We start from the raw sequence: 24,485 nt of genomic DNA on the forward strand, positions 1-24,485 counted from the left end.
AGGACGTCCCGATGCGGCTCAAGTCGTTTGCGATCATCACCGGTTTTCTTAGTACTGCAGCGGTTCTTTCCTATTTTGCGGCCGGCATGGCGGCGACCGTGGTCGAACAGAACTCGGAAAAAGCGATCAGGGATTCTCTGGATGAGGCCGGTCTGGACTGGGCCGAAGTCGAGGCGGACGGCCTGCAAGTCCTGCTCTATGGCGAGGCCCCGAGCGAGGCCCAGCGGTTTAGTGCGGTAAACGTGGCCTCCAAGCTGGTGGACGGTGCGCGGGTGGCAGACAAGATGTCGGTCAAGCGGACTACGCGGGTGACTGCGCCGCGCTTCTCGATCGAGCTTTTGCGCAATGACAGCGGGACCTCGTTGATCGGCCTGATCCCTGCCAAAACCAACCGCGACCAAATTCTGGAAACCGTGGCCCGCGTGACCAAGGGCGACGTGACCGACCTGCTGCAAACCGCGAACTATCCCGTGCCCAAGGGCTGGGACCGCGCGCTGGAATTTGCCGAGAATGCCCTAACCAACCTGCCCCGCTCCAAGATTTCGATCTCGGCCAACGAGGTGGTGATCAAGGCCATCACCGACAGCGCCACCGCCAAACGGCGCGCCGAGGCTGACCTGCGCCGTGCCGCCCCCAGCGGGCTGAACGTGATTCTGGACATCACCGCGCCGCGCCCTGTCATCACGCCCTTTACCCTGCGGATCGTCAAAGACGAGGACGGCACCCGCTTTGACGCCTGCACCGCCGATACCGACAGCGCGCAGCGCGCCATCCTGAAATCCGCGATTGCCGCCGGTGTGCCCGACAACGCCACCTGCACCGTGGGCCTTGGTTCGCCCTCGACCCAATGGGGCGAGGCCGCTGTGCTGGCCATCGACGGACTGGCGAAACTGGGGGGCGGGTCTGTGACCTTCTCGGATGCGGATATCAGCCTGCTGGCCGCCGAGGGCACTGATCAGGCTGTGTTCGACCGCGTGGTTGGCAAGCTTGAAAACGATCTGCCGCAGGTCTTTGCCCTGCACGCCGTCCTGCCCGAAACCGCCGAGGGCGAAGATGGCCCCTTGGACTTTACCGCCACGCTGGATGACGACGGCAAAGTGGTTCTGGCCGGCCGCGTCAATGACGAGCTGACCCGCCGCACCACCGAAAGCTATGCCCGCGCCCGCTTTGGCGCTGATTCTGTCGATATGACCGCCCGAATCGATGAGACCCTGCCCATTGGCTGGGGTCTGCGCGTTCTGGCTGCGCTTGAGGCGCTGGACCAACTGCATGACGGCACCGTGCGCGTTACCGCGACCGAAATCGAGCTGGACGGAAATACTGGAATTGAGAGTGCTCGGGCCGATATCTCGCGCATTTTGTCGGCCAAACTGGGGGATGCCGCGGACTTCTCGATCGACGTGAAATACGACGAGATGCTCGACCCGCTGGCCAACATTCCCACCCCCGAGGAATGCCTTGCCAAGATCAAGATGATCAACGCCGAGACCAAGATCACCTTTGAGCCGGGCAACGCCACAATCGCCGCGGACTCCATGTCCTCGATCGAGAAAATCGCCGAAGTTTTACGCGAATGCCCGCCCTTCCAGATGGAGATTGCAGGTTACACCGACAGTCAGGGCCGCGAGGAAATGAACCAGTCTCTGTCTGAAAGCCGCGCCTCGTCGGTCCTGAATGAACTGATGAATCGCCGCGTTCTGGTTTCCGGTTTTCTGGCAAAAGGTTACGGCGAACAGGACCCCATTGACGACAACGGCACCGAAGAAGGCCGCGAGGCCAACCGCCGTATCGAATTCAGAATGTTGACAGGCGAAACACCCGCTGTAGCTGAAGAAGCTCTTGAAACCGAGGGCGATAACAGCGCAGAAGAAGACGCAACAGTAGTGACCGAGGACGTTCCCACGGATGAACCGGACTGAGTTTATTTTTGCCACCGCAATCGTTCTGTTTGTGTCCTACATGATCGGATGGTTTTCCCACTGGCTCATGCATACGTTTTCGCGCGTGTCAAAGAACGACATCGATGAACTGGAGCGCCTGGCCCGTGAACTGCACGAGGCCGAGGAAACCCGCGATCAGGCCATCACCTACCTACAGCAACGCGAGGCAGAGCTGACCAACCAGCTCACCCAGACCGAGGCCGAACTGTCCGCCGCCATGGATGGCCTGCGTGACGCCCGCGCCGAGACCGAGGAACTGCGCAGCTACCTGCGCAAGATCCAGCAAAGCAGCTAAGAGCGGCTTAACAGATTTTCAGGATCAGCCCTGCTGCCACTGGCGCAGGGCTTTTTCGTCTTCGTCCTTGGCGGCAACCCAATCGGAACCGTCGGCGGTCACTTCTTTCTTCCAGAAGGGCGCGCGGGACTTCAGGTAATCCATCAGGAAATCGGCGGCGGCAAAGGCATCCTTGCGGTGCGGGCTGGCCGTGGCCACCATCATGATCTGGTCACCGGGGGCCATCTGGCCAAACCGGTGGATCACCAGCACATCCCCAAGGTTCCAACGCTCGCAAGCGTCCTGAGCGATCTTGGTCAGGGCGCGTTCGGTCATGCCGGGGTAATGCTCGATCAGCATGTGGCGCAGGGGTGCATCCGGCAGATCCCGCACGAGGCCCGAGAAGCTGACAATCGCGCCCATATCGGTTTTACCCGCCTGAAACGCGTTCAGCTCTGCGCCCGCGTCGAACGGGGCTTCTTGGACGACGATGCGCATCAGCCGCCCGTCATCGGGGGAAAGAAGGCAACTTCGCGGGCACCAGCAATAGAGGCATCGAAATCGGTCAGGTCCTGATCCACGGCCACACGCAGAGCGTCCAGATCGCTGAACGCGACCTCGTAGCGTTCCTCGCGGGCGGACAGTTCACGGACCAGATCGCCCACGGTTGCGGCCTCGGTCTCGACGGTTTCGCGCGGTACGCCGATCCGTTCACGGACCCACGCAAAGTACATCACATCCAGCTTCATGCCCCCTCCTTGAGATAGGGCATCGCCTTGCGGAAATAGTCGAAGCCCGTCACCAGCGTGAGAGCCGCAGCCAGCCACAGCAGCGCCACCCCGCCATAGCCCGACCAGATCATGCCAAGGTAAAGGTTGGCAAGCCCGCCATGATCGGGCTGAACGCCCTGAAGGATGTCCGCCACCATCACATTGTCCATGCCCATTGAGCCCATGACAAAGTAGTGCTCGAAAATCCCTTGGGCAAACAGGACCGCAATCGCGACCATCTGGACGGTGGTTTTCCACTTGGCCAGCTTGGTCACCTTGAGCAGGCCCGCCGTATCCCCCAGGAACTCACGCAGGCCAGACACGAAGACTTCGCGGAACATGATCAGGACGGCGGGCAGCAGGATATAGTTGGTGACCTGAGAGCTCCAGACCAGCACCAGCAGGGCCACGCTGACCATCGCCTTGTCGGCAATCGGGTCCAGCATCGCGCCCATCTTGCTGACCTGCTTCCATGCGCGGGCCAGATAGCCATCGAACCAGTCGGTGACCGATGCCCCCACAAACAGAGCCAGTGCAAACCAGTCCGCATAGGGTCGGGTAAAATACAAAGCCATCACCCCCAGCGCAGGCGCAGCCAGCAGGCGAAGTACAGTAAGAATATTGGGCACGGTCCAGATCATGAGGCCTGTTTACCTGTGAAAATTGACTTGGGAAAGCGCGACCTAGTGCCGTCCTCATTTGTCGTGAAAGAAGTTGTAAATCGTCTCGGCCAGAGTTTCGGAAATGCCGTCCACTGCCTTCAGATCGGCCAGATTTGCGCGGCTGACGGCCTTGGCACTGCCAAAATGCGCCAGAAGCGCGCGTTTGCGCGTAGAGCCGACACCGGGCACATCATCCAAGGGGTTCGCCGCCATGGATTTCGCGCGCTTGGCGCGGTGAGTGCCGATGGCAAAGCGGTGCGCCTCGTCCCGCAGACGCTGGATAAAGTAGAGCACCGGATCATTGTGGCGCAGGGCAAAGGGACGCTCTCCGATACGGTAGAACTCTTCTTTGCCGTGGTCGCGGTCCACCCCTTTGGCGACGCCGACCATGGGCACGTCCTCGACCCCTTGCTCGACCATGATCTCGTGCACAGCACTCACCTGCCCTGCCCCGCCGTCGATGAGCAGCAGGTCAGGCCATAGCCCTTTGTCCCTGTCCGGGTCTTCCTTGAGCAAGCGTTGAAAGCGGCGGGTCAGCACCTCTTTCATCATGCCAAAGTCGTCGCCGGGGGTCAGATCCTCGCCCCGGATGTTGAACTTGCGATAGTGGTTTTTCATGAACCCGTCGGGGCCGGACACGATCATGCCGCCCACCGCGTTGGTCCCCTGAATGTGCGAGTTGTCGTAAACCTCAATCCGCTGGGGCGGGCCGTCCAGCCCGAATGCCTCGGCCACACCGTCCAGCAATTTGGTCTGAGTCGCGCTTTCCGACATCTTGCGGGCCAGACTTTCGCGGGCGTTCCGCGCGGCACCTTCGACCAACTCGGCCTTTTCCCCACGCAGGGGGACGGCGATCTCGACCTTGCGGCCGACTTTCTCGGCCAATGCCTCGGCCAGCAGTTCGGGATCTTCGACCGGATGGGACAGCAGCAGCAAGCGCGGCGGCTCCTTGTCGTCATAGAACTGCCCGATGAAGGCCTGCAGAACCTCGGCCTCGGACACGTCCGGCCCACTGATGCGGGGATAGAAGTCGCGGTTCCCCCAGTTCTGGTTGGCGCGGATAAAGAAGACCTGCACGCAGGCCTGCCCCTTTTCCATATGAAGGGCGATGACGTCCGCCTCGGCCACGCCGCGCGGATTGATTCCTTGGGCGGTCTGAACTTGGGTCAGCGCGCGGATACGGTCACGCAGGGCAGCCGCGCGTTCGAATTCCATCGCCTCGGCGGCCTCGGCCATCTGGGTGGCCAATTCTTCTTGGACCTTGGTGCTGCGCCCCGACAGAAAGCGCTCAGCATCCGCGACCAGCGCGCCATACTCGGCCTCGGTCACCTTACCCACGCAGGGTGCCGCGCACCGTTTGATCTGGAACAGCAGACAGGGCCGCGTGCGGCTGTTGAACACCGAGTCCGTGCAGTTGCGCAGCAGAAAGACCTTTTGCAGCTGGTTCAGGGTCCGGTTCACGGCCCCCGCGCTGGCGAACGGGCCATAGTAACTGCCCTTCTGCACCTTCTTCCCGCGGTGTTTTTTGATCTGCGGATAAGAGTGATCCTTGGTCACCACGATGTTCGGGAACGACTTGTCGTCGCGCAACAGCACGTTGTATCGCGGTTTGAGCTGCTTGATCAGGTTCTGTTCCAGCAGCAGCGCCTCGGTTTCGGTGCGCGTGGTCAGGAACATCATCGTCGCGGTTTCGGAAATCATCCGCTCGATCCGGCCACTATGTCCCGACGGGCGGGCATAATTCGACACTCTCGCTTTGAGATTCCGCGCCTTGCCCACATACAGAACACGGCTTTCCGCATCCAGCATCCGGTAGACGCCGGGACTGCTGTCCAGCGTTTTCAGGTAACTTTGGATGACTGCGTGACCAGTCTCTGGGGGCGTTGTTTGGTTCATCTGTAACAGTTCTGTGATTCCCGCCGATCGCTGCAATGATAGCCGGGGTAGTTCAAGAGGAAAGGTGTCCACGGAATCTGTGGATAACTTGGTGGGAAAGTTTTGGAGATCCCGAAATTTTCCTTGTTTTCAGGCCACTTCATTAATCTGCCTAATTTTTAGGCGACAAAATAACCATCTGTTTTACAACAATAAAAAAGTTATACCTGCGCAATTTCCTGAAAAACATGAAGAATTCACGACATCCCCTTAACCACCCTGAGAGCGGTGTAAAACTTTGCGTTACCCACATGTTCCAAAGGTTATTCCACCCCCACCACATCAGGCGTTTCCCATGCAAGATGCTGTCCGCCATCAATGCAAAGAAGCTGCCCTGTTACAGCGCGTGATGTCAGGAAGTACCGAAGCGCCCCGCAAATGTCGTCGGAATTTGCACCGCGATTCAACAATGTAGCGGCCCTTTGTTGACGGAATTTATCGGCATCCTGCCGCCCGCCCTGCAAGGTTGGGCCCGGCCCGATCGCGTTCACTCTGATACTTGGCGCAAGCGCCTGAGCGGTAGTCTGAGTTAAAGTCCACAATGCCGCTTTTGCAATTGTGTAGGTCATGAACTCGGGTGTCAGTTTGCGAACGCGCTGGTCAATCATATTTACAACCAAGCCGCGAGCGACCGGTTCGCCATTGCCATCTATCTGAGGCAGAGAAACCTGCGCGGCAAATGCTTGTATTAGAACAAAGGGGGCGCGGAGATTGCTCTCGAAGTGGCGATCCCAGCTGGTCCGGGTCGCATCGTGGATCGTGTCATGCTCAAAGATCGAGGCGTTGTTGACCAGAACGTCCAAGGGCTGCCCCAGCCCTTCGCTAGCACGGGTCACCAGTTTCGCGGTTTGGGATTCGTCCAAGAGGTCTGCCTGAAGGGTGACCGCACGTTGCCCCAAGGCACGAATAGCCTCAGCGGTGTCCTCGGCCTCGGGGGCCGAGGTGCTGTAGTGGACGGCAACATCATAGCCATTCCGCGCCAGTTCTAGCGCCAGCTCACGCCCCAAGCGCCGGGCTGCGCCCGTTACCAATGCTGCCTTCATCCGCCCTCATCCCTAATGGCCTTATGTCACGATCGACACGACATAGAGACCATATAGGGCGCAGAAAACGATCCCCCAGAGCCGATTGATATTCCATTTCAGGAAAACAAAGGGGAACAGCAGCAGCGCACAGGCCAGCATGACCCACAGGTCCATCCGCAGGAATTCCGGGTCCACAGGGATCGGGCCGACCAGCGAGGCAATGCCGATAATCGCCAGAAGGTTAAAGATGTTGGAGCCGATGACGTTCCCCAGCGCCACATCCGCCTGACGGCGCAGCGCGGCCATGGTGGTGGTCGCCAATTCGGGCAAAGAGGTGCCCAACGCAACCAGCGTCAGCCCGATCACAGTGTCCGACACACCAAATGCTTTGGCGATAACTTGGGCATTTTCGACCAGAATTTGCGCGCCGCAGGGCAGACCGATCAGACCAACCGCCAGAAAGAAGATGATCTTCCACCAAGGCATGTCGGGGTCGGCTCCTTCGACCACTTCCTCGGCGGCTTCGGCGGCCTTCATTTCGCGGCGGTGCAGGCGAGCGTCATTGATGGCATCGGTTAGCATGAATAGCAGACCCGCCAGCAGGATCAGACCGCTCCACCAAGTAAAGACGCCGGTGAACGCCAGCCCGATGAACAGCAGCGATGCCGCGATCATAATCAGGAAGCTTTTCCTTGAGTCGCATTCGGCGGTGTGCATCGTCGCCATCAGCGCGGGCACCCCCAGCACCATCAGGACGTTCGCGGTGTTCGACCCGACAACGTTCCCCAAGGCAATCCCCGGCAGATTATCCAGCACCGCGCGGATCGAAATCAGCAATTCCGGCGCCGACGTGCCAAAGGCCACAACAGTCAGCGACACGATCATCGACGGAATGCCGATCCTCAAGCTCAGGTTCACGGCGCCTTTGACCAGAAAATCCCCTGCGAGGATCAGAATCAAAAGGCCTACCCCGGCCATTAACCATTCCATGGATGAACTACCCTTTTTTGCGGCTACACGGGCACGGGCCCGAACCTATTTTGTATCGGCCACACCGAGGGCACTTGGCCTGACGCAAGCGCCGACCCACGATCCCGCGCCCGAACATGGCCAATACGATGATGACCACGAGGAACAGTGTGACTGCCTTAATGATCACGTCAGAGGCCAAAACGCGCGAAAGCCGCGCGCTCCTCGATCCCGGCCAGCGCGTCCGAGGCCAGTTCCGCGCCAAAGCGCCCGAACAGACCACGACGGCGGCTATAGGGGATCAACTTGACCTTTTGGCCGTAGATTTCTTTGAGCTTGGGCCTCAGGTGCCCTACCCCGTCGACCAGCCCGACCTCGGCCGCGCGAGGGCCGATCCAGACCTCACCGGTAAAGAGGTCAGGGTTATCGGCCAGCTTGGCCCCGCGGCGGGACTTCACATGGTCGATGAAAGAGCCGTGGATCTGATTCAGGATACTGTCCAGACGGGCCACATCCTCGGGGGTTTCCGGTTTGAATGGGTCCATCATGCTCTTGGATTTGCCGGCGGTGTGGACGCGGCGCTCGATCCCTTGGCGGGACAGGAACACATGCGCGCCGAAACCAGCCGAAATCACACCAATCGACCCCACGACCGAGCAGTTATCCACCCAGATGTCGTCGGCGGCACAGGCCAGCCAATAGCCACCAGAGGCAGCCACATCCTCGACAAAGGCGTGAACGGGGATGCCCTTTTCCTCGGACAGGCGGCGAATGCGCGCCCCGATCAAAGAGGACTGCACCGGCGAGCCACCCGGCGAATTGATCACCAACGCCACGGCGGTCGGCTTACCTTTGGTGAACGCGGCCTCGATCAAAGGGGCCACATTCTGGTCATTCAGGGCACGAGACCCGTTCGCGATCATGCCTGTCAGGCGCACGACCGAAACACGCGGCGGCGTTTTGATGAATGGAATACGGTGCAACATACAAGGGCATGTAATTTGCCCTGTGCCGCCAAACAAGCCGCAGCACAGGGAAAACCTTGGCCCGACCGACTTATTTGCGGATTCGCCAGCCGGTCTTGAAAATCCACCAGACCGCAATCAGGCAAAGCGCCTGAAACAGACCGATCGCCAGAAGGCTGGTGATGATCGGCACATCCGCCACCCCAAAGAACGACCAGCGGAAGCCCGAAATCAGGTAGACCACCGGATTGAACATGGTGATCGCCTGCCAGACCGGCGGCAGCATGTTGATCGAATAGAACGAGCCCCCAAGGAACACGAGCGGCGTCACCACCAACAGCGGGATCAGTTGGAGCTGCTCGAAATTCTTGGCCCAGATACCGATGATGAACCCGAACAGCGCAAAGCTGATACAGGTCAGCAGCAGGAACAGCACCATCACCAGCGGGTGCTGGATCTGTAAGTCCACAAATAGCGCCGACGTCGCCAGAATCACAGCACCGATGAACAGCGCCTTGGTCGCGGCGGCCCCAGCGAAGCCAATCACCACTTCGATAAAGCTGACGGGCGCGCTGAGCAGCTCATAGATCGTGCCGGTGAATTTGGGGAAGTAGATGCCAAAACTGGCGTTGCTGATCCCTTGGGTCATGACGCTGAGCATAATCAGGCCCGGCACGATGAACGAGCCGTAGCTGACGCCCTCGACCTCGTCGATGCGGCTACCGATGGCGGCGCCGAACACCACGAAATACAGAGAAGTCGAGATCACCGGCGACAGGAAGCTCTGCATAAAGGTGCGGAAAAAGCGGGCCATTTCGCTGACGTACATGGCCTTGATCGCAGTGGGGTTCATGCGTTTTCCTCCTGCTGGTGGACCAGTCCGACAAAGATTTCTTCGAGCGTGCTCTGACGGGTGGACAGGTCGGACAGGCACAGGCCCGCATCGCGCAGGTCAGACAACAGACGGGTGATTCCAGTGCGAGACGCGCCAGCCTCGTATTCGTACACCAGCGCATTGCCCCCGTCCGCGATCTGCAAGCCATACGAAGTCAAAGCATCGGGAATCACGGCAACGGGCGTTTCCAGTTCGATCTTCAGGGTCTTGCGGCCAAGGCGGGACATCAGGGCGGCCTTTTCCTCGATCAAGGCGAGGCGTCCACGGTTAATCACGCCGATGCGGTCGGCCATCGCTTCGGCCTCTTCGATGTAGTGAGTCGTCAGGACGATGCTGACGCCAGCGGCCTTCAGATTGGCGACCACTTCCCACATTTCCTTGCGCAGATCGACGTCGACGCCTGCGGTCGGCTCGTCCAGAAACAGGATTCGCGGCTCGTGGCTGAGGGCTTTAGCGATCAGCACGCGGCGCTTCATGCCGCCGGACAGCTCCATCACGCGGGAATCACGTTTGTCCCACAGGGACAGGTCTCGCAAAATCTTTTCGATATAGGCGTCGTTGCGCCCCTTGCCGAACAGACCGCGCGAATACCTCACCGTGTCCATCACCCGCGAGAACGGCTCCAGATGGATTTCCTGCGGCACGAGGCCAATCAGGCTTCGGGCGCGGCGATAATCGGTCAGCGCATCGAACCCGCCGACGGTGATCTTGCCCCTCGTGGGCATCACGGTCCCGCAAATGCACGAAATCAGAGTGGTTTTTCCGGCCCCGTTGGGACCGAGCAGCGCCAGGATCTCACCTTCGCGCAGGGTCAGATCAACGCCATGCAGGGCAGTAAAGCCGCTGTCATAGGTCTTTTCGACGCCTTCGAGTATCAGAATGTCAGTCATAATAGGCTCCTTGGCCTTGTACTTAGGCCAAAACCGGCAGGAGCCCTAACAGGATTCGTGCAGACGGGTGTCTGCGCTGGCGCACCCAATCCTGATCCTGAAAAAAGTACGGGCAGGCACGTCGGTCATCCCGAACCCTTGCCTGCCCCGTAGCGAATGTCATGTGTGGGGTCGCCTATGCGGCCCCTGCCCGCCTTAGACGTAAAACACGTCGCGGAATACGTACTGAGCGATCTGGTCGCGCTTGATGCCCATAGCTTTCAGCTCGGCATCCGATTTCGCCTCAAGAGCGCGGATTTCGCCAATGCGCGAACGGCTGTTTGCGTAGGCGGTGTAGGCCTGTGCCAGAGCGGTCAGGAAGCCATCGAAACGTGCGCGCAGTGCAGGACGTTCAGCGTGGAATACAGTGGTCGAGATTGCCATTAGAAAACCCTCTGAGTTTGGTATGTGTGGGTTTCCCCCCCTGCCTTTGAACTTAGCGCATGGGTTTGGTCAGCAACACTTCCATTTCTGCATAGCCGATGCACGCATGCCGCAACGCAGCGTTAACGCAACCTGATGATCGGCATAGCAAAAGCGCCGCCCCGTTTCGGGGGCGGCGCTTGCAAACACCTGTCACTCGTACGCGAAAAACTCAGTTTTTCTTGGGTTCGGGCATCGACGGAGGGGTCGAAGGCTCGCGCTTTTTGGCAGCCGGAGCAGTCGGGTTGGCCATAACGGCCCAAGCGGGGTTCGCGGGCTTGACTGCGGCGGGGGCGGCAGGCGCAGGCTTGGCGGCTGCGGGGGCCGGTGTGGCAGCCGCGGCGGGCTTGGGCGCTTCGGCTTTGGGGGCTTCGGCCTTGACGGGTTCTGCGGCAGGTTCAGCAGCCTTCGGCGCTTCGACTTTGGGCGCCTCAACCTTGGGCGCGACTTCTGCCTTCGGGGCTTCGGCCTTCACCGGCTCTGCTTTGGGCGCTTCGGCCTTGGGGGCCTCGGCGACGACCTTGGGCTCTTCCACTTTGACCGCTTCGGGCTCTGCCTTCTTGGCAGGTGCCTTGCGGGCAGTGGTGCGCGCGGTAGCGCGGGGCTTGGGCGCGGGCTTTGCTGCGGGCTTGGGTGCCTCTGCCGGCTCGGCAACGGCCTCGACCACTGCGGGCTCGGCGGCGGGGGCTGCAACAGGGGCCAGCTTGGCAACGTTTGCGGCCCTGGCAGGCTTCTTGATCTCGCTCGTCAGCTTCAGGTTCAGCGGCGCAAAGGGCGACCACACCATCATCAGGCGATACGAGCAGTTCAGGATCTCTTGTTGCATCCGCACGCTCTTGGCAAAGTAGGCCATCGAGGCGGCGGTAATTTCAGCGGGGGTCGTCATCGTGAGCATCTGCAAATTCCTTTGCGATCGGTGTTTCTCAACTCTCCCATGACTGCCTACATCACCCTACTTACGCCAAGTGCCGGAGAGGCTGGGGCACACAGCGCTGCCGGTCGCGGATCGCGCGGGACACGGCAATGTGGCCGCTCGCCCTCCTCGCCCGGTTTGCTGATCGCAGAACACGTGGCCGAGGCCTTGGCAGGCTGCCGAAATCACAGACAGTCAGTAATAGACCACTCACAGACTGCGTCTTTCTGCGGGTGCATTCAAGATTCATTTTGCAGATGCAGCATAATTTGAACGAACTTCGCAAAAGCGTGGCCAAAGCTGCGCAGCTGCGGTGCAGTCGAATTCAAGCTGGATTGGGAAAGTGGCGCACCGGGGAGGATTCGAACCCCCGACCCCCTGATTCGTAGTCAGATACTCTATCCAGCTGAGCTACCGGTGCGTCGTGTGGGGCTTCTACGGTGAACCCGAGGTGGCCGCAAGAGCAAATCGCGCCCCGAACCAAAGGAAAAATTTGGGCTGTGAAAACGCAGAAAACGCCAGATGGCAGACGCCATGGCGATCAAAGCTGGATACATTTTCGAGAAGGAGAGAAGTGGCGCACCGGGGAGGATTCGAACCCCCGACCCCCTGATTCGTAGTCAGATACTCTATCCAGCTGAGCTACCGGTGCGTCGTAGGGGCGGCTTCTAGAGTTATCCGCCAAAGCGCGCAAGAGGAAAAACCCTTTTCCTACAAATTAATTTCCGCGTCCCCCTTGGGCAGCAGGATTTCAAAGGCTGTCCCACCCTCGTACTCGGCCTCAAGGCGCAGTTGCCCCCCGTGTCCGCGGATCAATTCCTGCGAGATGGTCAGTCCAAGGCCCGTCCCGCCCCGCTTGGAGCTGCTGGAGAAGGGTTTAAACAGGTGCTCGCGCGCTTTGGGTGGCAGGCCGGGGCCAGTATCCCGCACATGGATTCGCCAGCACTCTTCGTCTTCTTCACCATGAATGCAGATTTCCCCGCCCTTCCCCGAGGACGAGATCGCCTGACGGGCATTGCGGACCAGATTCGACAGTACGCGGTGCAGCTGTTCGCTGTCGGCGCGCACGGTCAGGCCCGCCATTACATCGGCAGAGAGGCTGATGTCGTCATCCTCGATCGCCAGACGTTCGCTATCCAGCACGTCATTCACCAGATCCGCCAGGGAGAATCGGGTCAGGCTGGGGGGCGGCTCCTGCGCCTTACCAAAGGCCAAAGTGCTTTCGGTCAGGGTCACGGCGCGGGTGATCGAGCGCACCAGTTTGGGCGCCATACGGGCCACGGTGGGGTCATCGCTGCCCTCCAGACGGTCCGCGAACAGTTGGGCGCTGGTCAGGATGTTGCGCAAATCATGGCTCACGCGGGCAACCGCGCCACCCAACTGGGCCAGACGTTCCTTTTGTTTCAGGGCGCTGGTCAGTTCGGTTTCCAATGACTTCAGTGCTTCTTCAGCCTCGCGCAGTTCGGTGATTCCGTTCGAGGGCGTGATGATCCGGCGGGCATCCTCGGGGGCCTCGGCATAGCGGGCCATCTGATAGACCACGCGGCGGATCGGCACCACGATCACCTTGCGCACCGCAAAGAACAGCAGCGCCGCCGCAATCAAAGAGATCGCCAGCGACAGCCAAAGAATGCGAATCCCGTAGATCATCAGCGCCTCGCGCAGCGGGGCCGATGGCAAGGTCACCTCAATCAGCATCCCCGCATCCTGCGTGGGATAACCGATGACCCGCAGCACCGATTCTTCGGGGGTCCACAGGGCCACCATCGCGTCACGGATCAACAGCCACGGGGACGCATCGCGCAAATCATAGGTCGCCACAACCGGCGACGGAATCGGAGAGGACAGGACCAGTTGGCGCGCCTCGTTCCGGCGCAGAACCACGTTGTAGACACCCGCGTTCAGCAGCAGCTCTTCCTCGAGGTCGTGATCCACCTGCCCGTTCGCCAGCAACGCAAGGGACGCAATCTGGGCACGCTCGATCCGGGCCAGCAGGAAATCCTCGCGGTAGCGGGCCACCGACGGCACAAAGATCAGGATTTCAGCCAGCATCACGAATGCCATCGTGAGGATCAGGAAGCGCCCTGAGAGCGACTTGAACATTATTGTCCCTCGGTTGGCTTAGGGCAGCAGCGTCTGGACCGCCCGCACCACGTATTTCACCATTTTGTTATCGAACAAACGCGGCGCAAAATAGTTCCCCGCCACACGTTTACTGATCTCGCCCACTGTGGGGTACGGCGAAACCATACCGGCGAGATGGGAAATCTTGTAGCCATTTGCCAGCACCAAAGCCCATAAGTTTATGATCTCGCCAGCATCAGCCCCCACAATCGTCACACCGACGGGGCGGCCTTTGACCACCATAATCTTGATCCAACCGTCGGTTTTACCGGTAGCGGTGGCCCGATCGTTGCCGGAATAGGCGAATTTCACGACCTCCAGCCGGTCGGCATATTGGTGCTTGGCGTCTTCCTCGGTCAGGCCGATTTGCGCCAGTTCAGGGTCCGTATATGTCGCGCGGGGTATGTGATCGCTACGGGTTTTGGCGGGCAAACCGAACAAAGCCGACCGGATAATGATTCCCGCATGATACCCCGCGACATGGGTAAACTGCATTCCGCCGGTCACATCACCTATCGCATAGACCCTGCGGTTCGAGGTTCTCAGCCCCCCATCCACAGCGATTCCCGTCTTATCGAAATCGATGCCCGCCTTGGCCAGATCCAGCGCCTCGGTATTCGGCTTGCGGCCCGCGGCGATCAGCAGATGAGAGCATTCGAACCGATGATCGGTGTTCGTTTCGACCCAGATCGCGCCAGTCGTCCCCCCCACCCGCGTGGCAGAGGTGTATTCGTGGATATCGACGCCCTCGGCCCGCAGGCTGTCCAGCACCAAGGCGGCAGCGTCCCGATCCTCTTTGCCCAAGGCATGGGCGGTTTCCAGAACGGTGACGCGCGATCCCAGCCGCACATGAGCCTGCGCCATCTCCAGACCAATCGGACCGCCGCCAATGATCAGCAGGTGCTCTGGCCGGTCCCGCAGGGCGAACAGGGTCTCGTTGGTCAGATAGGGCGTGTCCTCCAGCCCCGGAATGTGCGGCACCAAGGGGCGCGACCCCGTGGCGATCACGATCCGGCGCGCGGTGATATGGTGATCGCCCGCCAGAACCTCTCGGTCCGAGACAAAGCGACCCTCTTCGCGGATCACCGTCACCCCCAGCGATTCGAAGCGCGCCTGACTGTCGTGGGGCGCGATCGTGGCTATGACCTCGGCCACGCGATCCTTGACCCGCGCATAGTCGATCTCGACGCCCGACACGTTCACCCCGAACTCGGCCGCCGTGGCGACCTGACGAGCACGGGCCGCGCTGGCGATCAGCGCCTTGGAGGGGACACAGCCATAATTCAGACAGTCGCCGCCCATTTCGCCCCGCTCCAGCAGGACAACACGGGCCCCCATCTGCGCGGCGCCAGAGGCGACCGAAAGGCCACCCGAGCCTGCCCCGATCACCAGAAGATCGGCATTGATCCTGTTCATGTCTCAGACCTCCGGCGTTTTGCGCAGCATTCGGATCACCGCAGGCAGGGCCGCCAACGCGGCCAAGCCCAACAACGGCAACAGTATTTCAGCAGAGAAGATGACCGTCAGGTCAGGCGTCCCCCCCTGTTCAAAGATTTCGCCAAGCCCCGCCCCGACCGAGGTATAGACCAGCGCCCCCGGAATAATCCCCACAAAGGTGGTCAGCACAAAGCGGCCAAACGGCACCCCCACCAGCGCGGGCAGCAGATTCGCTACAAAGAACGGAACCACGGGAATCAGGCGGATCAGGAACAGCATCTCCCACTGGTTGGCGTCGATTCCCGCCTTGATGCGAGCGATCCGCCCTTCGGAGGCGTCCATTTTCGCGGCCAACCTATCCCCCAGCCCCTTGCGTGCGGCCAGAAACAGAATCGCGGCACCGATGGTGGCGCCAGTCATATTGAACAGCACCCCGGGAAAGGTTTCGAACAGGAATCCCCCCGTCAGAGTCGCCACCGTCGCGCCGGGCAAGGAAAAGGTTACCAGCGTCGCGTAGGCCAGAATAAACCCCGCCACCGCCACAGGGTAATGGGCGTCACGCAGGGCAAGCAGGCGTTCGCGATTGTCGGCCAAGGCCTGAAAGTCCAGCACATCCCTTAGAAACAAGGCCCCCGCGATGGCGCCACAAGCGATCAGGATCAACGGAAGTTGCCGCCGCGCACGCGAAAAGGGCGTACTCTCTGGGGTGGTTTTCATGTAAATAGCGCTCTATCCCGTGACCTTCGGCGCAGAGGATGGCCGAACTCCGCCGCCTCGCCTAGGGGGCTCACGGCGGGTTGAACAGGGGTGATCGGGACCTGCCTTCAGGAGGGCACTGGTCATGAATTTGAAATATATTCGCGTCAGACCCCTTAAAACCCGCCACAACCCGTTTGACTTATTTCAGGATCGCCCCTAAAGGACGGGCTTCGAATGTAACGGCTTGGGCGAATCCGCAAGCCTAGCCGCCATTAGTACGGAGACGTTGCGATGAAACGCACTTACCAACCCTCAAACCTGGTTCGCAAGCGCCGCCACGGGTTCCGCGCTCGTATGGCGACCAAAGCTGGCCGCAAGATCCTGAACGCCCGCCGCGCGCGTGGCCGGAAGAGCCTTAGCGCCTAATCTGGGTCAGAGTTATGACTGATCGGGCACCGTCATCGCCCGCGCCGGCACCTACACAGGCTCTGGCTCGGGACGAGGCGGTGCCCTTTCGCATGGAAATTCTGAAAAATCGTTCGGATTTCCTGCGAGCCGCGCGTGCCAACAAGCAAGGTACGGCTGGTCTGATGCTTCAGGCCCGTCAACGCGCTGCAACCGAATGCGATCAAGACCTGATCCGCATCGGCTTTACCTGTTCCAAGAAAATCGGGAATTCCGTTGCCCGCAACCGCGCCAAGCGCCGGATGCGCGAGATTGCCCGTGAACTGGTGCCCCAGATGGGCCGCGCCGGTTGGGACTATGTGTTGATCGGCCGCCCCGGAGCGACCATCGACCGGGATTTCGACGCCCTGCGCGGCGACCTGCGCTATGCCCTGCGCAAGGTCCACAGCCCCAAGCCCGCCGACACATGAGCCCCCTCGCCCATATCGTTGCATTGCCCGTACGGGCGTACCGGCTGGTCCTGTCGCCGTGGATCGGCACTAGTTGCCGATTCCAGCCCACATGCTCGGCCTATTCGCTCGAGGCACTGGAAAAGCATGGCGCGATCAAGGGCACCTATTTGACCATCCACCGCATCATCCGGTGCAACCCTTGGGGCGGATCGGGCTATGACCCCGTCCCGCCCTGTGGGCACGATCACCACTAGACGATCAGCGCCAGACGGTTGGTCAGCCCCGCAGGCAGCGCAAGCGCGCGAGTGGGCAGACGGGCGCGGTCACTAACCCCCAGAATGGTCTCGTACGCATCCCGCATGAACGTCTGGTCGTGGTAGTACCACGTGTGCTGGCCGTACTCGATTTCCGTAAACACACCGCGATTGGCCTCGAAATAGGCACCGCAATCGACGTTCACCGCCTTGGTCGGCGCGGTCTCTGGAAGACCGACGCGCCCGACCCGGGGCGCCACCCCCACCCGCTTCATGTTGGACAGGGACAGGGCCGAATCATGGGGGTTGTTGTAGTTGGTCAGACGGGTGCAGTGCCGGTAAAGAGAGCTGGATTTGCCCGCCAGCTCGCACATGCTGGCCGCAGAGACATCCGCCGACATCAACAGCACCTGACTGACGTTCCACGCATTGGCCGCCACCATCCGGCGGTCGTCCGCATCATCAAATGCCTCGCGGACCACATAGGCCCCCATCGAATGCGCCACGATATGCATGTTGATCGGGCAGTCCGGCGTCTGGCGCTGGACAAAGCCGGTGATGCCGGAATCGACCAGCCGGATCGCGGTGATCTTGGCGTCGGTCCGGTCCTCGAGGTAGTTCAGCGCCTTGTCGGCCGAAGGCCAGTCATAGCTGACCACCACCCCTTCAAACCCTTGATCGCGCAAGCCTTTGGCCAGCAGGCGATGGCGGCGCAACATCTTCTTTGTGGAGACGTTGAAGCCGTGGACATGGACCACGATGTCCCCGCGATTGGGCTGACCTTCGGGCACGTGATCCAGCTTGGATTCATGCAGAACGCGGCGCGCCCACGTGTCCGGCATCTTCTTGGCGGGGCCGCCAACGCGGTGCTCTGGCAGGATATCGTCGGCGTCCGGGGGAACGATCAGAAAGCTGTTATTCCCCGGTTCTGGCTGAAATTGACCGTTACGAATGCGGCGGACCGTAAAAATGTAATCCATGTTCCCTCTCAAATGCTGATGAAGGCAATCGTAAAAGGCTTTTCCTATCCAGTGGGGTTTGGCATACCCCGCGCCATGCTTGATGAGAACGACGAGATTCACCCGCTTTTTGCCGGGGCCCCTTCGGGGACAGAGTTCAAGAAACTCCGCAAACGCATCGTGCGGCAAACGCGCGAGGCCATAGAACAGTTCGGCATGATCGAACGTGGCGCCCGTTGGCTCGTCTGCCTGTCGGGCGGCAAGGACAGCTATACCCTGCTGGCCATTCTGCATGAATTGCAGTGGCGCGGGCTTTTGCCCGTGGAACTGCTTGCCTGTAACCTCGATCAGGGTCAGCCCGGTTTTCCGGCGACGGTCCTGCCCGAGTTTCTGGAAAAGATGGGTGTGCCCCACCGGATCGAATATCAGGACACTTATAGTGTCGTGATGGACAAGGTCCCCCAAGGCCGCACCTATTGCGCACTGTGCTCGCGCCTGCGCCGCGGCAACCTCTATCGCATTGCCCGCGAAGAGGGTTGTAGCGCAGTTGTGCTGGGTCATCACCGCGACGATATTCTGGAGACCTTCTTTATGAACTTGTTCCACGGCGGGCGCCTTGCGACCATGCCGCCGAAACTGGTGAACGAAGAAGGCGACCTGTTTGTCTACCGTCCGCTGGCCTTTGTGGCCGAAGACGATTGTGACAAGTTCGCCCGCGCGATGAACTACCCGATCATTCCTTGCGATCTGTGCGGATCGCAGGACGGTCTGCAGCGCCAGCAGGTCAAACAGATCCTCGACGGATGGGAGCGTAACAGCCCCGGTCGCCGTCAGGTGATGTTCCGCAGCCTGATGAACGCCCGCCCCAGCCACTTGCTGGACACCGGGTTGTTCGATTTCGCCGGTCTCACGCTGGGGCCGCGCACCGAAGATACCGATGGTATTCCAAAGCTGCGCTGATTTGCGGCGTAGCACGGGGGCACCGGTTTGGGGAAAACCGCTTGACCTTTGCCCCCTCGAATTGTTGAACCAGCCTGACTTTCAAGGACAAGGTGGCCCGATCTGATGGACGATCAGAATAAGAACCTCTTGCTCGCAACCGTGCTCAGCGGTGTCGTGCTTGTGATTTGGTTTGTACTTTTCCCGCCCGAGGAACCCGTACAAGACCCCAACGCCCCCGCAGTAGCCGAACAAACCGTTGGCGATCAGCCCGCGATTGCGTCCGGTGATTTGCCGACCGCAGATGGCAGCGCCGCTGCCGCGCCCGAGCTCAGCTCGGAAGCCGATGCCCCCCGCATCGACATCAAGACCGACCGGATCACCGGCTCGATCTCTTTGATGGGCGGCCGCGTGGATGACATCCAGCTGGCGGATTACCATGAAACCATCGACCCCGAGTCGCCCAACGTGCAGGTTCTGTCCCGCGTGGGTTCAGACAACGCTTACTACGCGCTGTTCGGCTGGGCTCCGGTCGAGGGCATTGACGCCGCAAACGTTCCCGGCCCTGACACCCTGTGGACGGCGCCCGCGAACGCGGTTCTGACCCCCGAGACCCCCGTCACCCTGACATGGGATAACGGCGTCGGTCAGGTCTTTACCCGCGTGATGTCGATCGACGACAATTTCATGTTCACCATGAACCAGACTGTCGAGAACACCAGTGCAGCGCCCATCAGCGTCCGTCCCTACGGGATCGTACGCCGTCACGGACAGCCCGACACCCGCAAGTTCTTCATCCTCCACGAGGGCCTGATCCGCATGTCGGACGGCAAACTGGAAGAGCTGGACTACAAAGCGCTGGGTAAGATGGACATCGACGAGCGCGAAGGCACCAACGCCAAGCGCATCGAAGTCGAGACCAACGGCTGGATCGGTTTCACCGACCACTACTGGCAGACCATCCTGATCCCCGATGGCGACGCTCCCTTCCGTTCGACCGCGAAATTCTTTGAATCGCGCGAGATCTATCAGGCCGAGGCCGTCCAGCCCGCAATGACCGTCGCCCCCGGCGAAAAGGTCGAAGCAGGCAGCCGTCTGTTCACCGGTGCCAAAGAGTGGGAAACCCTCAAGCACTACGAGCAGGACGAGAATGTTGGCGGCTTTGTCGACTCGATCGACTGGGGCATGTTCTTCTTCTTCACCAAGCCGATCTTCTGGCTGCTGCACAACCTGCATGCCCTGATCGGCAACATGGGCTGGTCCATCATCGGCCTGACCATCGTGATCAAGGCGATCGTGCTGCCGCTGGCCTACAAGTCCTATTCGTCGATGGCGAAGATGCGCGAACTTCAGCCCGAAATGGAAAAGCTGAAGGAAGCTGCCGGCGACGACCGCATGAAAATGCAGCAGGGCATGATGGAGCTGTACAAGAAGAACAAGGTCAATCCGGCATCGGGCTGTCTGCCCATGATCATCCAGATCCCGATCTTCTTCTCGCTATACAAGGTTATCTTCGTGACCATGGAACTGCGTCAGGCGCCTTGGTTCGGCTGGATTCAGGACCTTTCGCAGCCTGATCCCAGCTCGATCCTGAACCTGTTCGGCCTGCTGCCCTTTGCGGCGCCCGGCCCGGAGTCGGTCTTTGCGATCTTGTCGCTGGGTATCCTGCCGATCCTGCTGGGTATCTCGATGTGGCTGCAGCAGCGCCTGAACCCGGCGCCCACCGATCCGGCGCAGGCGATGGTCTTTGCCTGGATGCCTTGGGTGTTCATGTTCATGCTGGGTAACTTTGCCAGCGGTCTGGTGCTGTACTGGATCACGAACAACACGATCACCTTCATCCAGCAGTACCTGATCATGCGCAGCCACGGCTACAAACCGGACGTCTTCGGCAACATCAAGAAGACCTTCAAGCGCAACAAGAAGGCTGCCTGATGATGGCACGGGTGACGCATCTTTTTCGTCACCCGATCAAGGGACTGGGGGCCGAAACGCTCTTGGTTGCCGACCTGAACATCGATCGCCCGCTGCCGCTCGACCGGCAGTGGGCGATTTTGCAAGAAGGCCAGACCGACACCGGCACATGGCAACGCCGCCGCACCTTTGGCCACGTGGCCCGCGGACCAAAGCTGGCCGCGACCAGAGTCCGGATGACCGGCAGCACCCTCTCGGTCACACATCCCGATCAGCCCCCTCTGGCATTTGATCCGCAGACCGAGGCGCAGCACCTGCTGAACTGGCTCGCCCCCCTCTGGGACGACGAGATGCAGCCCCCCGCCGCCCTGATCCAATCCCCGCCGATGGGCATGACCGATGCCGACTACCCGTCCGTCTCGATCATGTCGCAAAGTTCCCTGACTGCACTGGCCGAGGCCGCAGACCAACCCCTGAGCATGCACCGCTTTCGGGGAAACATCTGGATCGAGGGCACCACCCCTTGGACCGAGAATGCCTGGACCGGCCGCACCCTGCGGATCGGCACTGCGGAACTACAGGTCATCGAGCCGATCATCCGCTGCCGTGCCATCGAGGCGAACCCTGAAACCGGCCTTCGCGATGCTAATCTCACAAAAACACTCAAAAGCCATTGGGATCATGTCTACTTCGGTGTAAACGCACGGGTCACGAAGCCGGGCACAATACGCCCCGGCGATACGCTAGAGGTCCTGTGATGCAACTGCCCTTCCCTATGGTCGAGGAACCGGATGCCGAAACGCTCGAAGCAGCACGCAAGCTGTTCGCGGGGGAAACCGATTTCCTGAAGGGCGTCGTCAAAATGGACGGCCTGCCCCCTGCCGATCGCGTCGAGGTCTGCTTTGCGGGCCGCTCGAACGTCGGAAAATCCAGTTTGATCAACGCCCTGACCGGCCGCAAAGCCTTGGCCCGCGCGTCGAACACCCCCGGCCGGACCCAAGAGATCAACTTCTTCACCGTTGGTCAGGCCCACTATCTGGTCGACCTTCCCGGCTATGGTTACGCGAACGCGCCCGTGGCCATCGTGGAAAAGTGGCAGAAGCTACTCAAGCAATATCTCTCTGGCCGTCAGACCCTGCGCCGCGCATTTGTGCTGATTGATTCGCGCCACGGCGTGAAAAAGGTCGACGAAGAGATCATGAAACTGCTCGACACCTCGGCTGTGACCTTCCAGTGCGTCCTGACCAAAGAGGACAAGATCAAAGAAGCCGAGCGCGAGCCCATGCTGAAACAGGTGCGCGCCGCTCTGTCGCGCCATCCCGCCGCTTTCCCCGAGATCATCAGCACCTCCTCGGAAAAGGGTTGGGGCATCGGCACCCTACGTAGCGTGATCGCGAATCTGGAATAACCCTGCCCCGGCCGCGCGGCACACCTAGGGCTGTGCCGTAAGTATTTGGGCAAAGCAGAAGTTGCAGGGCAGTGTCTTGCTTTCTGCTTTGGAAAAATACTCAATTCGGGCGGGCAGACACCCTTTTACTCGGTCTGGGGGTACGTTACCCATAGTCGGACCCAGAGGGACAGGACATGAAAAAGCAAATGGCAATGACTACCGATTGGATCGCCACCGCCCGGACCCTATCCGAGGCTCTTCCCTATCTTCAGCGCTATGATGACGCCGTTGTCGTGATCAAGCTTGGCGGTCACGCCATGGGCAGCGAAGAAGCGATGGACAGCTTTGCCCGCGATGTCGTCCTGATGCGTCAGGTTGGTCTGAACCCCGTTGTCGTGCATGGCGGCGGCCCCATGATCAACGAAATGCTAGCCAAGCTTGGGGTCAAATCCGAGTTCGTCAACGGCAAGCGCGTCACCGATCAGGCCACCGTCGATGTAGTCGAGATGGTTCTGTCCGGTCAGGTCAACAAGCGCATCGTTCAGGCGATCAACCGTCAGGGTGGCCGCGCGGTCGGTCTGTCGGGCAAGGACGCAAACCTGATGATTTGCGAGCAAACTGACCCCTCGCTGGGTCTGGTGGGCACTCCATCCAAGGTGGACCCAAACGTTCTGCTGGCGCTATTCGAAGACGACACCATTCCCGTCATCGCGCCCCTTGGCGCCGGTGAAAACGGCGAAACCTTCAACATCAACGGCGACACCGCTGCGGGCGCGATTGCGGCTGCGCTGAAAGCCGATCGCCTGCTGCTGCTGACTGACGTTTCGGGCGTCAAGAACGCCGAGGGCGAAGTGGTTACCGAACTGATGGCCGCTCAGGTCCGCGAGATGACCGAAGCTGGCGTGATTGCCGGCGGCATGATCCCCAAGACCCAAACCGCCCTCGATGCGGTCGAGGCTGGTGTTCGTGCGGTTGTCATTCTGGATGGCCGCCTGCCCAACGCTTGCCTGCTGGAGCTGTTCACAGACCACGGTGCCGGATCGCTGATCCGCATGCAGCCCAAAGGCTCCTGAATGCGCGCCGCATTCGCACAGATCGAGGCCCTGCTGTCACAGCAGGGCCTTTCTATTTTGGGGGGCTTCCACCCCGAAGAGGCTGACGGCCTGCAAGGTGCGCAGACTCTTTTGATGGTCGGGCCCAAGGGGGCGTTCTGGCCCCTGTTCACCACGTCGCCTGAATATCTGGATGGACAGGCCGATCCCATTGATCGCTGGTCCGAACGTGTCCTGACCGAGATCGCCGCTGGGATCGGGGGGGCCGCGCTGTTCCCCTTTGGCGGGCCGCCCCATCATCCGTTTCTGCGGTGGGCCATGCGGACGGGCCGCGCCCACAGTTCTGCCGTCGGAATGCTGGTACACGCGGATGCGGGGCTCTGGATCAGCTACCGTGGCGCGATTGCCCTGCCCTATCGCGTGGACGGGCCGCCTCCTGCTCCGAACCCCTGCGAGACATGCGAGGCGCGCCCCTGCCGGTCCACCTGCCCCGTCGATGCCCTGCGCGACGGCTACGACACCCCGACCTGCCATGCGTGGCTGGATGACCCGCGCTCGGACTGCATGACGCAGGGATGCGCGGTGCGGCGGGCTTGTCCGGTTGGCGCAGCCTATGGCAGGTTGCCCGAGCAGTCTGCGTTCCACATGAAGAGTTTTCACCCATGACCTTGCGCCTGATCCTGACCCGCCACGCGAAATCCAGCTGGGACGATCCGCTGCAAGAGGATCACGATCGCATCCTGAACGAACGCGGCCGTCGCTCGGCCCCCGCGATCGGCGGGTGGCTAAAGGAACACGGGTATTTGCCGGACGAGGTGTTGTGCTCGACCGCCACGCGGACCCGCGAAACGCTTGAGCGGCTCGGCCTGCCCGAGGTGGAAACGGATTTCGTCCGCCGCCTCTATCACGCGCCGAGCGATGTGATGATGGATGTGCTGAAGGGCGCCACGGGCAAGACCGTGCTGATGATCGGCCACAACCCCGGCATCGCGGATTTCGCAGATCGCCTGCTGGCCAAGGCCCCCGCCCATCCCCAGTTCATGCGCTATCCGACTTGCGCCACTCTGGTCGCCGAGTTCCCCGAAAACGAATGGCGGGCAGTGCGTTTCCACACTGCCCGCGCCGTTGATTTCGTTGTCCCGAGAGACTTGATCGACTGA

Annotated in this window: 27 protein-coding genes and 2 tRNA genes; 12 read left to right on the forward strand and 17 right to left on the reverse strand. The window is 60.7% G+C overall.

Going from position 1 to position 24,485, the window contains the following annotated elements:
• Positions 1-11: 11 nt before the first annotated feature.
• Complete coding sequence (locus tag HJ536_RS00780; RefSeq protein ID WP_177156362.1) at positions 12-1,919, forward strand: OmpA family protein; 1,908 nt, start codon at positions 12-14, stop codon at positions 1,917-1,919.
• Positions 1,906-2,235 (forward strand): hypothetical protein, encoded by a 330-nt coding sequence (locus HJ536_RS00785; protein ID WP_176852908.1) that lies wholly within the window; start codon positions 1,906-1,908, stop codon positions 2,233-2,235. Before HJ536_RS00780 ends, HJ536_RS00785 begins: the two co-directional genes overlap by 14 nt.
• A gap of 24 nt (positions 2,236-2,259) precedes the next feature.
• Here the strand turns inward: HJ536_RS00785 and HJ536_RS00790 are convergent, their stop codons facing one another.
• From HJ536_RS00790 to HJ536_RS00865, 16 genes are all read right to left on the reverse strand, one after another.
• Positions 2,260-2,712, reverse strand: a complete 453-nt coding sequence (locus HJ536_RS00790; protein WP_177156363.1) for a molybdenum cofactor biosynthesis protein MoaE — start codon at positions 2,710-2,712, stop codon at positions 2,260-2,262.
• The gene (moaD, locus tag HJ536_RS00795) at positions 2,712-2,957 is read right to left on the reverse strand and encodes a molybdopterin converting factor subunit 1 (protein WP_177156818.1); all 246 of its coding nucleotides are present in this window, start codon (positions 2,955-2,957) and stop codon (positions 2,712-2,714) included. The genes HJ536_RS00790 and moaD overlap by 1 nt, the downstream gene beginning before the upstream one ends.
• A gap of 2 nt (positions 2,958-2,959) precedes the next feature.
• A complete protein-coding gene (pgsA, locus tag HJ536_RS00800; RefSeq protein WP_177156364.1) occupies positions 2,960-3,625 on the reverse strand; it encodes a CDP-diacylglycerol--glycerol-3-phosphate 3-phosphatidyltransferase in 666 nt (221 codons plus the stop codon).
• A 54-nt stretch (positions 3,626-3,679) separates the two neighbouring features.
• A complete protein-coding gene (uvrC, locus tag HJ536_RS00805; protein WP_177156365.1) occupies positions 3,680-5,542 on the reverse strand; it encodes an excinuclease ABC subunit UvrC in 1,863 nt (620 codons plus the stop codon).
• A 302-nt stretch (positions 5,543-5,844) separates the two neighbouring features.
• The gene (locus HJ536_RS00810; protein WP_177156366.1) at positions 5,845-6,624 is read right to left on the reverse strand and encodes an SDR family oxidoreductase; all 780 of its coding nucleotides are present in this window, start codon (positions 6,622-6,624) and stop codon (positions 5,845-5,847) included.
• Positions 6,625-6,645: 21 nt separating this feature from the next.
• Positions 6,646-7,596, reverse strand: coding sequence for a calcium/sodium antiporter (locus tag HJ536_RS00815; protein WP_177156367.1), 951 nt, complete (start codon positions 7,594-7,596; stop codon positions 6,646-6,648).
• A gap of 170 nt (positions 7,597-7,766) precedes the next feature.
• On the reverse strand, positions 7,767-8,561 hold the full coding sequence (locus HJ536_RS00820; protein ID WP_177156368.1) for a S49 family peptidase: 795 nt from the start codon (positions 8,559-8,561) through the stop codon (positions 7,767-7,769).
• 70 nt (positions 8,562-8,631) lie between these two features.
• Positions 8,632-9,393: an ABC transporter permease gene (locus tag HJ536_RS00825; protein WP_177156369.1), complete on the reverse strand. Its 762-nt coding sequence runs from the start codon at positions 9,391-9,393 to the stop codon at positions 8,632-8,634.
• The gene (locus tag HJ536_RS00830; protein WP_177156370.1) at positions 9,390-10,325 is read right to left on the reverse strand and encodes an ABC transporter ATP-binding protein; all 936 of its coding nucleotides are present in this window, start codon (positions 10,323-10,325) and stop codon (positions 9,390-9,392) included. The genes HJ536_RS00825 and HJ536_RS00830 overlap by 4 nt, the downstream gene beginning before the upstream one ends.
• A gap of 195 nt (positions 10,326-10,520) precedes the next feature.
• Positions 10,521-10,748 (reverse strand): hypothetical protein, encoded by a 228-nt coding sequence (locus HJ536_RS00835; RefSeq protein WP_176852899.1) that lies wholly within the window; start codon positions 10,746-10,748, stop codon positions 10,521-10,523.
• Between the two features lie 211 nt (positions 10,749-10,959).
• On the reverse strand, positions 10,960-11,682 hold the full coding sequence (locus tag HJ536_RS00840) for a hypothetical protein (protein ID WP_177156371.1): 723 nt from the start codon (positions 11,680-11,682) through the stop codon (positions 10,960-10,962).
• A gap of 362 nt (positions 11,683-12,044) precedes the next feature.
• Positions 12,045-12,121 (reverse strand) — tRNA-Arg (locus tag HJ536_RS00845).
• Between the two features lie 154 nt (positions 12,122-12,275).
• A tRNA-Arg gene (locus HJ536_RS00850) sits at positions 12,276-12,352 on the reverse strand.
• 59 nt (positions 12,353-12,411) lie between these two features.
• Positions 12,412-13,803, reverse strand: a complete 1,392-nt coding sequence (locus tag HJ536_RS00855; protein WP_176852897.1) for a sensor histidine kinase — start codon at positions 13,801-13,803, stop codon at positions 12,412-12,414.
• Between the two features lie 18 nt (positions 13,804-13,821).
• Positions 13,822-15,240: a dihydrolipoyl dehydrogenase family protein gene (locus HJ536_RS00860; protein ID WP_177156372.1), complete on the reverse strand. Its 1,419-nt coding sequence runs from the start codon at positions 15,238-15,240 to the stop codon at positions 13,822-13,824.
• A 3-nt stretch (positions 15,241-15,243) separates the two neighbouring features.
• Positions 15,244-15,978 (reverse strand): TVP38/TMEM64 family protein, encoded by a 735-nt coding sequence (locus tag HJ536_RS00865; RefSeq protein WP_177156373.1) that lies wholly within the window; start codon positions 15,976-15,978, stop codon positions 15,244-15,246.
• A gap of 273 nt (positions 15,979-16,251) precedes the next feature.
• Between HJ536_RS00865 and rpmH the strand changes: the two genes are divergently transcribed.
• From rpmH to yidD, 3 genes are all read left to right on the forward strand, one after another.
• Complete coding sequence (gene rpmH / locus HJ536_RS00870) at positions 16,252-16,386, forward strand: 50S ribosomal protein L34 (RefSeq protein ID WP_005980833.1); 135 nt, start codon at positions 16,252-16,254, stop codon at positions 16,384-16,386.
• 92 nt (positions 16,387-16,478) lie between these two features.
• Positions 16,479-16,835 carry a ribonuclease P protein component gene (rnpA, locus tag HJ536_RS00875; RefSeq protein ID WP_228028336.1) on the forward strand — a complete coding sequence of 119 codons (357 nt, stop codon included), beginning with the start codon at positions 16,479-16,481 and terminating at the stop codon, positions 16,833-16,835.
• Entirely contained in the window at positions 16,832-17,071 is a 240-nt protein-coding gene (yidD, locus tag HJ536_RS00880) for a membrane protein insertion efficiency factor YidD (RefSeq protein ID WP_177156374.1), read from the forward strand. Before rnpA ends, yidD begins: the two co-directional genes overlap by 4 nt.
• On the opposite strand, the gene HJ536_RS00885 is transcribed toward yidD, so the two are convergent.
• Entirely contained in the window at positions 17,068-18,051 is a 984-nt protein-coding gene (locus tag HJ536_RS00885; RefSeq protein ID WP_177156375.1) for an alpha/beta hydrolase, read from the reverse strand. The two genes, yidD and HJ536_RS00885, sit on opposite strands and share 4 nt — an antisense overlap.
• 75 nt (positions 18,052-18,126) lie before the next feature.
• Here HJ536_RS00885 and ttcA point away from each other — a divergent pair, with 75 nt between their 5' ends.
• The 7 genes from ttcA (at position 18,127) to HJ536_RS00920 (ending at position 24,485) form a co-directional block, all read left to right on the forward strand.
• On the forward strand, positions 18,127-18,990 hold the full coding sequence (ttcA, locus tag HJ536_RS00890; RefSeq protein ID WP_176852891.1) for a tRNA 2-thiocytidine(32) synthetase TtcA: 864 nt from the start codon (positions 18,127-18,129) through the stop codon (positions 18,988-18,990).
• A gap of 105 nt (positions 18,991-19,095) precedes the next feature.
• Positions 19,096-20,904 carry a membrane protein insertase YidC gene (gene yidC / locus HJ536_RS00895; protein WP_176852890.1) on the forward strand — a complete coding sequence of 603 codons (1,809 nt, stop codon included), beginning with the start codon at positions 19,096-19,098 and terminating at the stop codon, positions 20,902-20,904.
• Between the two features lie 11 nt (positions 20,905-20,915).
• Entirely contained in the window at positions 20,916-21,641 is a 726-nt protein-coding gene (locus HJ536_RS00900) for an MOSC domain-containing protein (protein ID WP_177156376.1), read from the forward strand.
• On the forward strand, positions 21,641-22,291 hold the full coding sequence (yihA, locus tag HJ536_RS00905; RefSeq protein ID WP_176852888.1) for a ribosome biogenesis GTP-binding protein YihA/YsxC: 651 nt from the start codon (positions 21,641-21,643) through the stop codon (positions 22,289-22,291). Before HJ536_RS00900 ends, yihA begins: the two co-directional genes overlap by 1 nt.
• Before the next feature lie 194 nt (positions 22,292-22,485).
• On the forward strand, positions 22,486-23,346 hold the full coding sequence (argB, locus tag HJ536_RS00910; protein WP_176853144.1) for an acetylglutamate kinase: 861 nt from the start codon (positions 22,486-22,488) through the stop codon (positions 23,344-23,346).
• On the forward strand, positions 23,347-23,991 hold the full coding sequence (locus tag HJ536_RS00915) for a ferredoxin (protein WP_177156377.1): 645 nt from the start codon (positions 23,347-23,349) through the stop codon (positions 23,989-23,991).
• Complete coding sequence (locus HJ536_RS00920) at positions 23,988-24,485, forward strand: SixA phosphatase family protein (RefSeq protein WP_177156378.1); 498 nt, start codon at positions 23,988-23,990, stop codon at positions 24,483-24,485. The genes HJ536_RS00915 and HJ536_RS00920 overlap by 4 nt, the downstream gene beginning before the upstream one ends.

The organism is Donghicola mangrovi (assembly GCF_013377535.1).
Taxonomy (GTDB): domain Bacteria; phylum Pseudomonadota; class Alphaproteobacteria; order Rhodobacterales; family Rhodobacteraceae; genus Donghicola; species Donghicola mangrovi.